13 protein-coding genes are annotated in these 13,185 nt (G+C 60.5%); 8 read left to right on the plus strand and 5 right to left on the minus strand.

The annotated features are described in order from the left end of the window. Nucleotides 1-42 precede the first annotated feature (42 nt). The 5 genes from KGA98_RS07280 to KGA98_RS07300 all read right to left on the minus strand — a co-directional run bounded on the left by KGA98_RS07280 (nt 43) and on the right by KGA98_RS07300 (nt 5,365). The gene (locus tag KGA98_RS07280; protein WP_057713395.1) at nt 43-684 is read right to left on the minus strand and encodes a transcriptional regulator; all 642 of its coding nucleotides are present in this window, start codon (nt 682-684) and stop codon (nt 43-45) included. 90 nt (nt 685-774) lie between these two features. Then, nucleotides 775-1,902, minus strand: a complete 1,128-nt coding sequence (locus KGA98_RS07285; protein WP_223501933.1) for an NAD(P)/FAD-dependent oxidoreductase — start codon at nt 1,900-1,902, stop codon at nt 775-777. A gap of 135 nt (nt 1,903-2,037) precedes the next feature. Next, a complete protein-coding gene (locus tag KGA98_RS07290) occupies nt 2,038-2,982 on the minus strand; it encodes an ornithine cyclodeaminase family protein (protein WP_223501934.1) in 945 nt (314 codons plus the stop codon). Nucleotides 2,983-3,119: 137 nt separating this feature from the next. Continuing rightward, nucleotides 3,120-4,610, minus strand: coding sequence for an ATP-dependent RNA helicase RhlB (gene rhlB / locus KGA98_RS07295; protein WP_223501935.1), 1,491 nt, complete (start codon nt 4,608-4,610; stop codon nt 3,120-3,122). A gap of 98 nt (nt 4,611-4,708) precedes the next feature. Beyond that, nucleotides 4,709-5,365, minus strand: a complete 657-nt coding sequence (locus tag KGA98_RS07300; RefSeq protein ID WP_057713399.1) for an alpha/beta hydrolase — start codon at nt 5,363-5,365, stop codon at nt 4,709-4,711. Between the two features lie 469 nt (nt 5,366-5,834). Between KGA98_RS07300 and KGA98_RS07305 the strand changes: the two genes are divergently transcribed. From KGA98_RS07305 to KGA98_RS07340, 8 genes are all read left to right on the plus strand, one after another. Then, the gene (locus KGA98_RS07305; protein ID WP_008018591.1) at nt 5,835-6,866 is read left to right on the plus strand and encodes an amino acid ABC transporter substrate-binding protein; all 1,032 of its coding nucleotides are present in this window, start codon (nt 5,835-5,837) and stop codon (nt 6,864-6,866) included. Nucleotides 6,867-6,931: 65 nt separating this feature from the next. Next, a complete protein-coding gene (locus KGA98_RS07310; RefSeq protein WP_223501936.1) occupies nt 6,932-8,113 on the plus strand; it encodes an amino acid ABC transporter permease in 1,182 nt (393 codons plus the stop codon). A 10-nt stretch (nt 8,114-8,123) separates the two neighbouring features. Further along, nucleotides 8,124-9,221, plus strand: a complete 1,098-nt coding sequence (locus KGA98_RS07315; protein WP_057713401.1) for an amino acid ABC transporter permease — start codon at nt 8,124-8,126, stop codon at nt 9,219-9,221. A gap of 28 nt (nt 9,222-9,249) precedes the next feature. Continuing rightward, complete coding sequence (locus tag KGA98_RS07320) at nt 9,250-10,014, plus strand: amino acid ABC transporter ATP-binding protein (protein WP_007989979.1); 765 nt, start codon at nt 9,250-9,252, stop codon at nt 10,012-10,014. Between the two features lie 252 nt (nt 10,015-10,266). Next, on the plus strand, nt 10,267-10,926 hold the full coding sequence (locus KGA98_RS07325) for a FadR/GntR family transcriptional regulator (RefSeq protein ID WP_223501937.1): 660 nt from the start codon (nt 10,267-10,269) through the stop codon (nt 10,924-10,926). Continuing rightward, nucleotides 10,916-12,220, plus strand: a complete 1,305-nt coding sequence (locus tag KGA98_RS07330; RefSeq protein WP_223501938.1) for a CynX/NimT family MFS transporter — start codon at nt 10,916-10,918, stop codon at nt 12,218-12,220. The genes KGA98_RS07325 and KGA98_RS07330 overlap by 11 nt, the downstream gene beginning before the upstream one ends. 111 nt (nt 12,221-12,331) lie before the next feature. Further along, nucleotides 12,332-12,802, plus strand: a complete 471-nt coding sequence (locus tag KGA98_RS07335; protein ID WP_223501939.1) for a nuclear transport factor 2 family protein — start codon at nt 12,332-12,334, stop codon at nt 12,800-12,802. 40 nt (nt 12,803-12,842) lie between these two features. After that, nucleotides 12,843-13,145, plus strand: coding sequence for a GIY-YIG nuclease family protein (locus KGA98_RS07340; protein ID WP_223501940.1), 303 nt, complete (start codon nt 12,843-12,845; stop codon nt 13,143-13,145). The last annotated feature ends 40 nt before the right edge of the window (nt 13,146-13,185 follow it).

Consider the following 13,185-nt stretch of genomic DNA (forward strand, 5'->3'; position numbering starts at 1 on the left):
TGCTCGCGAAGAGGCCAGATCAAGCAATACAAATATCAGGGCCTAGCCCTTCAATTCCTTCAAATGCTTGTACACCGTCGCCCGGCCCATGTTCAGTACATTGGCCACGTAGTTCGAGGCGCTTTTGCCCTTGAACGCGCCTTCGGCGTGCAACGCCAGCACCAGTTCACGCTTGTGGTCGCGGGTCAGCAGATTCAGGCTCAACTGGCGCTCACGCAGCCAGGCGTGGAGGAAGGTGTTGATCCGCTCCTGCCAGTCATCGCGAAACAGTGCATCCGGTTGCGGGATCAGTTTGGTCGGCGACAGGAACAGGTCCAAAGCGGCCTTGGCATTTTCGAACAACGAAATATTCAGGTTGATGCACAGCACCGCCAGCGGACGACTTTCGCTGTCCCGTAGCACCGTGCTGAGGCTGCGAATCTTCTGACCATCCCAATTGAGCTTTTCGTACGGTCCGATGTTTCGTTCGCTGACATCGTCGCTGAGCATGTCTTCCAGCGCCGAGTCGTCGCCGATTTCCCGTTTGGAGAGGTTGTTGGCGATGTAGTCGACCTTTTGCGTGCGCAGGTCGTGCAGCACCACTTCGGCGTGGGGGAAAAACAACGTGGCGATGGCGTCGGCTATCGCGTGGAAGTTATCCAGGGACGTGTCGTCCAGGGCCGAGTCTTTTTCGGGGGCGTTCATACAGTGGAACTCCAGGCAGCGTCAGCGCCCCATCAAAGGGGCGCTGAAAGTGTGCCGTAATCGTGTGGACACGTCACCTGAGGATCAGGATCAGCCGAGGCGGGCAGGGGAGAGCATTTCGGCATTCAGGCCGAAACGGCCGAGCGACTCGGGCAACGCTGCACCGCGCACCAGTGCCGCGCTGGCCTGGCCCATGGCCGGCGAAGTCTGGATGCCATAACCGCCTTGTGCCGCGACCCAGAACAGCCCCGCTACCTGTGGGTCGAAGCCGGACAACAGGTCGCCGTCGCTGACGAAGCTGCGCAGGCCGGCCCAGGTGCGGGTCGGGCGGCGAATGGTCAGGGTCGTGGCTTCTTCGATCTGGTAGATGCCCATGGCAATGTCCAGCTCTTCGGGCTGCACGTCGTGGGGGTCCACCGGGTCGGCGTTGGCCGGCGAGCCGAGGAACATCCCGGCATCGGGTTTCATGTAGAAGGATTCGTCGAGGCTGACCAGCATCGGCCAATGGTGGATGTCAACGCCTTCGGGGCCGGCGAAGATGAACGCGGCACGGCGTTTGGGTTGCAGGCCCAGGGGCTTGGCGCCGGCCAGTTCGCCGATCTTGTCGGCCCAGGCGCCGGCGGCGTTGATGATGATTGGCGCGTTGAACGTCTGGCTGTTGGTCTGAACGTGCCATACACCTTGTTCGTCGCGGCTCAGGCCGACGACTTCGCTGTCGGTATGCACTTCGCCCTGGTTGCGGCGGATACCGCGCAAATAGCCCTGGTGCAGGGCGTCGGTGTCGATGTCGCTGGCGGTCGGGTCGTAGATGGCGCCGTGGACCTTTTCCCGGCGCAGGATCGGCACCAGCGCGCAGGCCTCGTCGGTGCCGAGCAATTGCATCTCCGGCACCGTGGTTTTTGCGCTCTGGTATTGCCTGTTCAGTTCGTCCGGGTCACCGGTCAAGTCCACGGTCATTTCGCCGCGCGGGGTCAGCAGCGGATGTTCGCAGAAACCGCTGGGCGGGTTGTCGAAAAAGTCCCGGCTGGCCAGGGTCAGCGCCCGCACTTGCGGGGTGCCGTAGGCCGCGGTGTACAGCGCCGCCGAACGGCCGGTGGAGTGATAGGCCGGATGGGATTCGCGTTCGAGCACGATCACGCGGCCGTGCTGCGACAACCAGAAACCTGTGGAAGCACCGGCAATTCCGCCGCCGATGATGATGAAATCTGCCTGGCTCATGAACGTCTCCTGATAACGCGCGATGCCAATGGTTCGGTACCCTTGTAGGAGCGAGCTTGCTCGCGATGGTGGATCAGGCACCACTGTGTCGACTGACACACCTTCGCGAGCAAGCTCGCTCCTACAGGGTGGGGGTTAGTGCTGCAGGCGATAGATGGCATTGGCCAGCGCAATGTCTTCCAGGCCCAGGCCGATGGAGCGGAAAAACACGTGACAGTCGTAGTCGGGGCGCTGCACCTTCTCGCTGAGCAGGTCGGGCAGGTCGCCGACAATCGCGCCCTTGTCCCAGCCGTGCCGTTCGGCGGCGATCAGCATTTCACCGGCCGAGCCCGGGGTGGTCAGGCGATAGTCGCAGAACACCTGCATGTCGTTGAGGCTCTGTGGCGGCACTTCGTGGGCACGCGGCGCATTGGTGCTGATGGAGGTGATCAACGCCGGTTTGCGCAAGCTCGATGGATCGATCACCGGACCGGCGGACGAGGTGCAGAGCATGATCACGTCGGCGTCCTGAACGGCAGCTTCGCGACTGTCGACGATGTTCAGGCGTGGCTCGATGTTTTTCAGCAGACTCACGGTTTCGGCATCTTCGCTCAAGCTCGGCGAGTACAGGCAGATGCTCTGCCAGTCGCGCAGGCCTTTCACGTAGTGCAGGTGCGCCTGGGCCACTTTACCGCTGCCGATGATGGCCAGACGATTGGCTGTGAGTGGCGCGAGGGCATCGACTGCCACGGCGGTGGTGGCCGCCGTGCGCGCGGTGGTCAGTTCTCCGGCATCGCACAACAACAGCGGCTGGCCGGTCTGCATCGACATCAGCAGCGTCCATGCAGTCACCAGCGGCCCCTGTTCACGGACGATGTACGGTGACGTCTTGATCCCGTACACGCCGTCTTCAGCCAACACGCCCAGGTAGTTGATGAAATCGCCGGCGCCCTGTGGAAACTCCACCAGTTGCTGCGCCGGTTGTACGGCCTGCCCGGCGGCCAGCTCGCGGAACAGTTTGCGCAGGATCTGCGGTACATCGACCTGCGCCAGTAGCTCGCGAGCCTGGGCTTGGGGGATCACTTGGGGCGTGCTGGACATGGTCGGCTCCGGAGTTGGAATTAAACTAATTTGTCTATTATGGACTTTTAGTTATCGCTAGCAAGCTCCTGTTGAAAAAAAGCCGGGCGAAAAAAAGCGCAGTCCGTTTCCGGCTGCGCTTGTCTTTTCAGCGTCGCTTAATGAGGACGCTTGCGTTCAACGGGCCGCAACAGATGCGTCGGTGGCGTTTCACAGCTGATCTTGCGCCCCAGCTTTTCCTCGATGGACGGTAGCTGGTAGGAGTCGTCTTCACCGGCAAAGCTGATGGATACGCCATCGGCACCCGCACGACCGGTACGACCGATGCGGTGCACGTAGTCGTCCGGCACTTCCGGCAGGGTGAAGTTGATCACGTGGCTGATGCCGTCGATGTGGATACCGCGACCGGCCACATCGGTGGCGACCAGTACGCGGATCTTGCCTTCGCGGAAGCCTTCGAGGGTCTTGATGCGCTTGTGCTGCGGCACGTCGCCGGACAGTTGCGCGGCGTTGATGCCGTCGCGCACCAGGCGTTCTTCGATGCGCCTCACTTCATCCTTGCGGTTGGCGAAGACAATGACCCGCTCCCAACCATTGTCGTTGACCAGGTTGTAGAGCAGCTTGTACTTGTCGGCACCGGCCACCGCGTAGATGTGCTGCTCGACGTTTTCGTTGGCAACGTTCTGCGACTCGATCTCGACGATCGACGGATCGGTGGTCCATTGCTTGGCCAGGTTCATCACGTCTTCGGTGAAGGTCGCGGAGAACAGCAGCGTCTGGCGCTCGGACTTCGGCGGCGTCTGGCGAATGATCTGGCGCACTTGCGGGATGAAGCCCATGTCGAGCATGCGGTCGGCTTCGTCCAGCACCATCACTTCGACCATGTCCAGATGCACGTCGCCGCGCTGATTGAAGTCCAGCAGGCGGCCCGGCGTGGCCACGAGGATGTCGCAGTGGCGGGCTTCGAGGTGCTTGAGCTGCTTGTCGAAGTCCATGCCACCGACGAACGTCATGACGTTGAGGCCGGTGTACTTGGTCAGGTCGGCGGCGTCCTTGGCGATCTGCACCACCAGTTCGCGGGTCGGCGCGATGATCAGTGCCCGTGGCTCACCCATGTAGCGCTCTTTCGGCGGCGGGGTTTGCAGCAACTGGGTGATGATCGAGATCAGGAACGCAGCGGTCTTGCCGGTACCGGTCTGGGCGCGGCCGATGGCGTCTTTGCCCGCGAGGGTGAAGCCCAGTACCTGTGCCTGGATCGGCGTGCAATACGGGAAGCCCAGATCCTGGATGGCGTGCATCAGTTCAGGGGCGAGTTTGAAATCGTGGAAGCGGGTCTTGCCTTCCTGGGGTTCGACGACGAAGTCTTCGAGTTTCCATGGGATGACCGGTGCCTTGGGCTTGGGTTCGCGGCGCGGTTTGGCGGGTTTCGGCGTGTCGCTGCGCGGCTGCTCCGGGGCTGTGATCGCCACAGGCTGGGCGTCTTCTACGGTCTTCGGCTCGTGCTTGGGTGCAGTCGTGGTGGCGGTCCGTTCAGACTGATTGCCGTCGGTGCGGTGGCCGGGAGCGTGAGACGGAGCGCTGGGGACTGGCGCGAGTTGCTCAGTCTCGCTTTTACCGAACATTTTCTTGAGTGCTTTGAGCACGGTCATCTCATCAATTGGTTAAGGAATGTACGCCGGGCAGTGTAATGCAAGAATCGGGCGCGGCGTAGTGGGATGGATCAAAGGGCGCTTTTAAACAGAAATGCTTAACGCAAGCGCTCGGCGAGCCAGACGCCGATGTCGCGAATTTCTTCGGGTAACACTTCGTGACCCATTGGGTATTCCTGCCATGTCACGGTGACACCACGCAGCTTCAAATGCTCGTAGGCGCTGCGCCCCATCGAGTTCTGCACCACATCGTCGTACTGGCCGTGCAGGCACAGCACTGGAATGCGCTGCTGGCTGGCGGACATTTCCAGTTGGTCACTGAAAGTCGGTGCATAAGTGGAGAGGGCGAGTACGCCACCCAGTGGTCCCTGCCATTTCAGAAACGCGGTGTGGAGCACCACCGCACCACCCTGTGAAAAACCTGCCAGGAAAATTCGCGAGGCGTCTATTCCGCTGGCCTTCTGCGTTTCGATCAGTTCGATGATCCAGTTGGCAGATTCTTCCAATTGCTCGCGGTTGATCGCGCGCGCGGGGCTCATGGCCAATATGTCGTACCAGCTCGGCATCTCGTATCCGCCATTGATGGTGACGGCGCGGCTCGGCGCCTGGGGCAAAACAAAGCGGGTGCTCAACAGGGTTTCCTGCAGGGCTTCGGCCACTGGCAGGAAGTCGTAGCGATCGGCACCCAGGCCGTGCAGCCAGATAACGCAGGCATCTGCGGTCTTGACGGGTTCAAGAATCAAGGGGTTGGTCATGGCTGCTCCAAAAGTGTGCGTGCGCTCTCATTGAGTGCTAAGGCTGAGTGCGTGTCTGGTTGATCAGTTACGAAGATGTCGCAAGGTTACAAGTTTTGCTATTGACCTGCAGCTGAACCGCTTCGGAGAGCAGTGTGGTACGGGCTTTGCTATGGCGAAGTCTGTATGAAAAATCCCACGCCTGTCGGTAACACTATCAGGCCAAGGTTATTAGTGGGATTGAAAAGAATCCGGTGATGGATGTTCGCCAAAGGCCGATATGGGGCTTCGCGAACGTGAAAGGGCTACAGCCCGTTCGGCCGACTGGTGAGAGTGAGTTTTCCATGACGTGGATTTTCTCCTACTAGACTCATAGCTAACGTCTTACGTCGGTTGACCCCAAAAACAAGCCAACACGGGTCGACTACGCCTCAAAAGGGTGCGACAGGACTCACGCTCCGACACAACAAGAGCAAAACTGGAGGTTTGAATGAAGATGTTGAAATCCACCCTGGCTATCGTGACTGCAGCCGCAGTACTCGGTGTCAGCGGGTTTGCCCAGGCGGGCGCAACCCTGGATGCAGTGATGAAGAAAGGTTTCGTGCAGTGTGGCGTCAGCGATGGCTTGCCAGGCTTCTCGGTTCCGGATTCCACCGGCAAGATCGTGGGTATCGATGCTGACTACTGCCGTGCAGTAGCGGCGGCAGTCTTCGGCGACGCGACCAAGGTCAAGTTCAGCCAGTTGAACGCCAAGGAGCGCTTCACCGCGCTGCAGTCCGGCGAAATCGACATTCTGTCGCGCAACACCACCATGACCAGCTCCCGTGACGCGGGCATGGGCCTGAAATTCCCGGGCTTCATTACCTACTACGACGGTATCGGCTTCCTGGTAAACAACAAGCTGGGCGTCAAGAGCGCCAAGGAACTGGACGGTGCAACCATCTGCATCCAGGCCGGTACTACTACCGAGCTGAACGTTTCCGACTACTTCCGCGGCAACGGCCTGAAATACACCCCGATCACCTTCGACACCTCCGACGAAAGCGCCAAGTCGCTGGAATCCGGTCGTTGCGACGTACTGACCTCCGACAAATCCCAGCTGTTCGCCCAGCGCAGCAAGCTGGCTTCACCGAAGGACTACGTGGTTCTGCCGGAAACCATTTCCAAGGAGCCTCTGGGCCCGGTCGTGCGTAATGGCGACGACGAGTGGCTGGCCATCGTGCGCTGGACTGGCTACGCCATGCTCAACGCTGAAGAGGCCGGCATCACTTCGAAGAACGTCGAAGCCGAAGCCAAGGGCACCAAGAACCCTGACGTTGCCCGTCTGCTGGGTACCGACGGTGAATACGGCAAAGACCTGAAAGTGAAGAAAGACTGGGTCGTGCAGATCATCAAGCAAGTCGGCAACTACGGCGAAGTGTTCGAGAAAAACCTCGGCAAGAGCACTCCGCTGGAAATCGACCGCGGGCTGAACGCTCTGTGGAACGCTGGCGGCATTCAATACGCACCACCAGTGCGCTGATGGTTCTATCACCCGGTGGGCCAACCACCGGGTGATGTTCTGTTCCATTATTTCCGGGGCACTTCATGCAAAATTCAATCGGCGCACCAAAGCAGAGGCTCAGCCTCAGCGATCCACGCGTGCGTGCTTGGGTATTCCAGATCATCACGATTATCGCGGTGGTCTCGCTGGGCTGGTATCTGTTCGATAACACCCAGACCAACCTGCAACACCGGGGCATTACCTCCGGTTTCGACTTTCTGGAGCGCAGTGCCGGTTTCGGCATCGCTCAACACCTGATCGACTACACCGAAGCGGACACATACGCCCGGGTGTTTGTCATTGGTCTGCTCAACACCTTGCTGGTGACCTTCATCGGCGTGATCCTGGCGACGATCCTGGGTTTCATCGTGGGTGTGGCGCGGCTGTCGAAGAACTGGATCATCGCCAAGCTGGCGACGGTGTATGTGGAAGTCTTCCGCAACATTCCGCCGCTGCTGCAGATCCTGTTCTGGTACTTCGCGGTGTTCCTGACCATGCCGGGGCCGCGCAACAGTCATAACTTCGGCGACACCTTCTTCGTCAGCAGCCGTGGCCTGAACATGCCGGCCGCGTTGATGGCGGACGGCTTCTGGCCGTTTGTGACCAGCGTTGTAGTCGCCATCGTCGCCATCGTGCTGATGAGCCGCTGGGCCACCAAGCGCTTCGAAGCCACCGGTGTGCCGTTCCACAAGTTCTGGGTTGGCCTTGCGATTTTCCTGGTCATCCCTGCGCTGTGCGCGCTGATTTTCGGTGCTCCGGTGCACTGGGAAATGCCGAAGCTGCAAGGCTTCAACTTCGTCGGCGGCTGGGTGTTGATCCCGGAACTGCTGGCGCTGACGCTGGCTTTGACCGTGTACACCGCGGCGTTCATCGCCGAAATCGTGCGTTCGGGCATCAAGTCGGTCAGCCACGGCCAGACCGAGGCGGCGCATTCCCTCGGCCTGCGCAACGGTCCGACCCTGCGCAAGGTGATCATCCCGCAAGCCCTGCGCGTGATCATCCCGCCGCTGACCAGCCAATACCTGAACCTGGCGAAGAACTCCTCGCTGGCGGCCGGTATCGGTTATCCGGAAATGGTCTCGCTGTTTGCCGGGACCGTGCTCAACCAGACCGGCCAGGCGATCGAGGTGATTGCCATCACCATGAGCGTGTACCTGGCGATCAGTATCAGCATTTCCCTGCTGATGAACTGGTACAACAAGCGCATTGCGCTGATCGAGCGGTAAGGAAAAGCGCATGAGTACTCATACTTTCAAACCCGACATGCCACCGCCGGCCAAGGTCTTCGGCCCGATGGCGTGGATGCGTGCGAACATGTTCTCCAGCTGGCTCAACACCCTGCTGACCCTGTTTGCGTTCTACCTCATCTACCTGGTGGTACCGCCGATCCTGCAGTGGGCGATCCTTGACGCCAACTGGGTCGGCACCAGCCAGGCCGACTGCACGAAGGAGGGCGCCTGCTGGGTGTTCATCCAACAGCGCTTCGGCCAGTTCATGTACGGCTACTACCCTCCGGTACTGCGCTGGCGCGTGGACCTGACGGTGTGGCTGGCAATTGTCGGCGTGGCGCCGTTGTTCATCTCGCGCTTTCACCATAAGGCGGTGTACGGGCTGAGCTTCCTGGTGCTGTACCCGATCATTGCCTGGTGTCTGCTGCATGGCGGCGTATTGGGTCTGGACGCCGTGGCGACCAGCCAGTGGGGCGGCCTGATGCTGACCCTGGTGATTGCCACCGTCGGCATCGCCGGTGCGTTGCCGCTGGGGATCGTCCTGGCGCTGGGCCGTCGTTCGAACATGCCGGCGATTCGCGTGGTCTGCGTGACCTTCATCGAGTTCTGGCGCGGCGTGCCGTTGATCACGGTGCTGTTCATGTCCTCGGTGATGCTGCCGTTGTTCCTGCCGGAAGGCATGAACTTCGACAAGCTGCTGCGGGCGCTGATCGGCGTGATCCTGTTCCAGTCGGCCTACGTGGCCGAAGTGGTGCGCGGTGGTCTGCAAGCAATTCCCAAGGGACAGTACGAAGCGGCGGCGGCGATGGGCCTGGGTTACTGGCGCAGCATGGGGCTGGTGATTCTGCCGCAGGCCCTGAAACTGGTGATCCCCGGCATCGTCAACACCTTCATTGCGCTGTTCAAGGATACGAGCCTGGTGATCATCATCGGCCTGTTCGACTTGCTCAACAGCGTCAAGCAAGCCGCCGCCGACCCGAAATGGCTGGGCATGGCCACCGAAGGCTATGTGTTCGCCGCCCTGGTGTTCTGGATTTTCTGTTTTGGTATGTCGCGCTATTCCATGCATCTGGAACGCAAGCTCGACACTGGCCACAAGCGCTAAGTCGCTACCTAATTTAGGAAGTTTTGTGATGAGCGAAGCAATCAAACAGCCTGTGAGCCCTGAAGGCATTATTCAGATGCAGGGCGTGAACAAGTGGTACGGTCAGTTTCACGTACTCAAGGACATCAACCTCAACGTCAAGCAGGGCGAGCGTATCGTGCTGTGCGGCCCGTCGGGTTCCGGAAAGTCCACCACCATCCGCTGTCTCAACCGTCTGGAAGAGCACCAGCAGGGCCGCATCGTGGTCGATGGCGTGGAGCTGACCAACGACCTCAAGCAGATCGAAGCGATCCGCCGTGAAGTCGGCATGGTGTTCCAGCACTTCAACCTGTTCCCGCACCTGACCATCTTGCAGAACTGCACCCTGGCGCCGATGTGGGTGCGCAAGATGCCCAAGCGCAAGGCCGAGGAAATTGCCATGCACTACCTGGAACGCGTACGCATTCCGGAGCAGGCGCACAAGTACCCGGGGCAACTGTCCGGCGGTCAGCAACAGCGTGTGGCGATCGCTCGCGCGCTGTGCATGAAGCCGAAGATCATGCTGTTCGACGAACCGACCTCGGCACTCGACCCGGAGATGGTGAAAGAGGTACTGGACACCATGATCGGCTTGGCCGAAGACGGCATGACCATGCTCTGCGTGACCCATGAAATGGGCTTCGCGCGTACCGTGGCCAACCGCGTGATCTTCATGGACAAGGGCGAAATCGTCGAACAGGCTGCGCCGAACGACTTCTTCGACAAGCCGCAGAACGAGCGCACCAAGCTGTTCCTGAGCCAGATCCTGCATTGATCAACCCCAGGCACTGAAATAAACCCGGACTGAGTTCCGGGTTTATTTTTGCCTGCGGAAAACTCATACCCCTGTAGGAGCGAGCTTGCTCGCGATGGACTGGAGAGCGCCGCGGGGTGCCTGCCAACCAGCGTTATCGTTGACGACCATCGCGAGCAAGCTCGCTCCTACAAGGGGGCTGTTGCCGTTCTGGGATATGTTGACTAACATGTCAGAAAATTCATCCTATGATTGGATGACAGGGCGAATTCCATGTCAGAAATTTCTCCATTAGTGAAACGATCCCTGGTCGATCAGGCCCTGGATCAGTTGCGCCTGCGCATCAACCAGGGCACCTGGGTCGTGGGCCAGCGCTTGCCCACCGAGCCTGAGTTGTCCGCCGAGCTGGGCATCAGTCGCAACACCGTGCGCGAAGCCATGCGCGTGTTGGCGTTTTCCGGGTTGATCGAAATCCGTCAGGGCGACGGCAGTTACCTGCGGGCGGTGGTCGATCCGCTCGATACTTTGAAGGCGCTGTCCCGTTGTTCTCTTGAGCAGGCCCGGGAAACCCGGCACATCCTCGAAGTCGAGGCCATTGGCCTGGCGGCAGTGCGCCGAACCGATGAAGACCTGGTGGCATTGCGCGAGGCCCTGAGTGTCAGCGGCAGCCACTATCACGGCGATCTCGACACCTACATCGCCTGCGACCTGGTATTTCACCGCCGTCTGGTGGACGCCGCACACAACCCGACTCTCAGCGAGTTGTATCGCTATTTCTCCAGCGTCGTCGGCGCCCAATTGCGCCAGATCCTGAACATCGTCCCGCGCCGTCAGGAAGTGTTCGACCTGCATATCGAGTTGCTCGATGCCGTTGAGCAACGCGACCCGGAACGAGCCAAAGCCCTGTCGAGGCAGTTGATCAATGAACCTTGAAACCGAGAAGTCCATGCACCGCAGTGAGTTATCCACAGCCCTCAAACGTTCGGCCGAGCTGGAAGAGTTGCTGATCGATGCCGAGGCCGATGACGAACAGGTCCAGCAAGCTCACCCGGTTCTGCACCGGCCCTGGCTGTTGCTGCTGGGCCTGATTCTGGTGGCGCTGAACCTGCGCCCGGCGCTGTCGAGCATGGCGCCGATGCTCAGCGAGGTCTCGAAGTCCCTTGGCTTGTCGGCGTCCGCGGCGGGGTTGCTGACCACGTTGCCGGTGCTTTGCCTTGGCCTGTTTGCGCCGTTGGCACCCGTGCTGGCGCGGCGATTTGGTGCGGAGCGGGTGGTGCTGGGCATTCTTCTGACCCTGGCGGGCGGGATCATCCTGCGCAGTTCGTTCGGTGAAATCGGTCTGTTTGCCGGCAGTGTGCTGGCCGGTGCCAGCATCGGCGTGATTGGCGTGTTGCTGCCGGGCATCGTCAAGCGCGACTTCCCGAAACAGGCCGGGACCATGACCGGTGTCTACACCATGGCCCTGTGCCTGGGCGCGGCGATGGCGGCGGGTGCGACCGTGCCGTTGAGTGAACACTTCGACAAGAATTGGGCGATGGGCCTCGGCTTCTGGGTTATTCCGGCATTAGCGGCCGCACTGTTCTGGTTGCCGCAAGTCGGCCAGAAACACGGCGCGCACAACGTCGCCTACCGGGTTCGCGGATTGCTGCGCGATCCGCTGGCCTGGCAAGTGACCTTGTACATGGGCCTGCAATCGTCCCTGGCCTACATCGTGTTCGGCTGGTTGCCGTCGATCCTGATCGGACGCGGCCTGACTCCGACCCAGGCCGGTCTGGTGCTGTCGGGTTCGGTGATCGTTCAACTGGTCAGCTCCCTCGCCGCGCCATGGCTGGCGACGCGCGGCAAGGATCAACGCCTGGCGATTGTGATCGTGATGGCCCTGACCCTCGGCGGTCTGTTCGGTTGCCTGTACGCCCCGATTGAAGGTCTGTGGGGCTGGGCGATTGTGCTGGGGCTGGGGCAGGGCGCCACGTTCAGCCTGGCATTGACCCTGATCGTGCTGCGCTCGCGGGACTCCCACGTCGCGGCGAACCTGTCGAGCATGGCCCAGGGCTTCGGTTACACCCTGGCGTCCATGGGGCCGTTTGCGGTCGGCATCGTGCATGACTGGACCGGCGGCTGGACGGCCGTGGGCTGGATCTTCGGTGTCATCGGCCTTGGTGCGATCCTCGCCGGCCTGGGGGCCGGACGTGCGTTGTACGTGCAGGTCGAAAGCGAAAAGGTCTGATTCCCGCACACTGTCGGTATTCGTCTTGCGAATGCCGATAGTGTTCGACCCATTTGCAGACTATCGTGCAGGCAATCTTTCGATACCCATTGCACAACAGGGAGTCTGCCCATGAGTGAAGTCCACAGCGCCTTGATCACCCGTTTCTACCAGGCCTTCCAGCGTCTCGACGGCGAGGCGATGGCTGCCTGCTACACCGATGACGTGGTGTTCAGTGACCCGGCGTTCGGCGAGCTTCGTGGTCGTGATGCTGGCGATATGTGGTGCATGCTCACCACCCGCGCCAAGGATTTCTCCCTGACCTTCGATCATGTCCGTGCCGATGATCATATCGGTGGCGCCCATTGGGTCGCGACCTATCTGTTCAGCCAGACTGGCAATACCGTGGTCAATGACATCCAGGCACGCTTTGTCTTTCGCGATGGCAAGATCTGCGAGCATCACGACAGTTTCGATCTGTGGACATGGTCACGTCAGGCCCTGGGTTTCAAAGGCCTGCTGCTGGGCTGGACGCCACTTGTTCGCAACGCCGTTCGCTCACAGGCCCTGAAGGGGCTGAAGGCATTCCAGGCCAGTCGCTGATAAGATCGCGGCTTGTTTTCCTTCAAGCCCTGATCGTTACGTGACCACCCTCAGCGAAAGCCCTGTCGACAAAACCTGGTTCGTCTACCTCGTTCGCGCGGCCAACGGTTCGCTCTATTGTGGGATCAGCGATGATCCCGTGCGTCGCTTCGCCAAGCATCAAAGCGGCAAGGGCGCGCGATTCTTTCTTTCCAGCCCGGCCATGGCCCTGGTCTACACCGAACGCTGTCGCGACAAAAGCGATGCGTTGCGTCAGGAGCGGCTAATCAAGAAACTCAAGAAGAGCGCCAAGGAATGCCTGGTGGCGAGCGCAGCGAGCGCCGCCCCTGGCTTATCACTCTGACTGATCGGTTCCCATCAGGCAGATCTGTAGGCTGCCAGGT

The sequence above is a fragment of the Pseudomonas sp. BF-R-24 genome (assembly GCF_019947335.1).
GTDB lineage: Bacteria > Pseudomonadota > Gammaproteobacteria > Pseudomonadales > Pseudomonadaceae > Aquipseudomonas > Aquipseudomonas jessenii.